Below are 1,111 nucleotides of genomic sequence, written 5' to 3'. Positions count from 1 at the left end.
TGTACTGCCCAGCCAGGTTGGTCGAGTTTGTGCGACGACACGGTCTGAATCTGTAGGACGGCGAAGGCCTCCGGTTGTGGAGTGGAGCTGTCGAGGAACCGCTCCGCCAACCAGGAGGCCTTCGTGTCTCACGCTAACGCTGCTCTGACGCCCCGTGCACGTCTTCGCCTGGCGCGTCTGATCGTGGATGAGGGGTGGCCGGTCGCCCGTGCGGCCGAGCGCTACGACGTGTCCTGGCCCACCGCCAGGCGGTGGGCCGACCGGTACGCCGCATCAGGGCCGGCCGCGATGGCCGACCGGTCCTCACGGCCTCACCGGAGCCCGGCCCGGACCGGTCAGCCGCAGGTCCGCAAGATCGTGCACCTGCGCTGGAAGCAGCGTCTGGGACCGGTCCAGATCGCCGGGCGGCTGGGCATGCCCGCCTCCACCGTCCACGCCGTCCTGACCCGCTGCCGGATCAACCGCCTGTCCCACATCGACCGCGCCAACGGTGAGCCGGTGCGCCGCTACGAACACCCCCACCCCGGCGCCATGCTCCACATCGACGTCAAGAAGCTCGGCAACGTCCCCGACGGCGGCGGCTGGCGCTACGTCGGACGCGTCCAGGGCCGCAGAAACCGTGCCGCCACACCCGACAGGCCCCGCAACAAGTACCGCGGCCCGCTGCTGGGAACCGCCTTCGTCCACACCGTCGTCGACGACCACTCCCGCGTCGCCTACGCCGAGATCCACGACGACGAGAGGGCCGCCACCGCAGTCGGTGTCCTGGGCCGGGCGGTCGGCTGGTTCGCCGCCCGCGGGGTGACCGTCGAGCGGGTCCTGACCGACAACGGCTCGGCCTACCGCTCCCGACACTGGACCCAGGCCTGCGCCGAGCTCGCGATCACCCCGAAGAAGACCCGGCCCTACCGACCACAGACGAACGGCAAAGTCGAACGCTTCCACCGCACCCTCGCCGACGGCTGGGCCCTTGGACGCTTCTACTCCAGCGAATCAGCCCGCCGCAAAGCCCTGCCGGCCTGGCTCCATCACTACAATCACCACCGCCCCCACACCGCAACCGGCGGCAAACCACCCGTCACCAGGTTGACCAACGTCCCTGGGCAGTACA

Annotated in this window: 1 protein-coding gene; it reads left to right on the top strand. The window is 70.1% G+C overall.

Translation table 11 applies throughout. From position 1 onward, the window contains the following. Nucleotides 1–123 precede the first annotated feature (123 nt). Nucleotides 124–1,111, top strand: a 988-nt coding sequence (locus tag KUM40_RS27110; protein WP_217168823.1) for an IS481 family transposase, incomplete at its 3' end; no start/stop codon positions are given.

The sequence above is a fragment of the Streptomyces sp. AC512_CC834 genome, from assembly GCF_019049325.1.
Taxonomy (GTDB): domain Bacteria; phylum Actinomycetota; class Actinomycetes; order Streptomycetales; family Streptomycetaceae; genus Streptomyces.
This window is presented reverse-complemented; position numbering and strand designations above follow the sequence as displayed.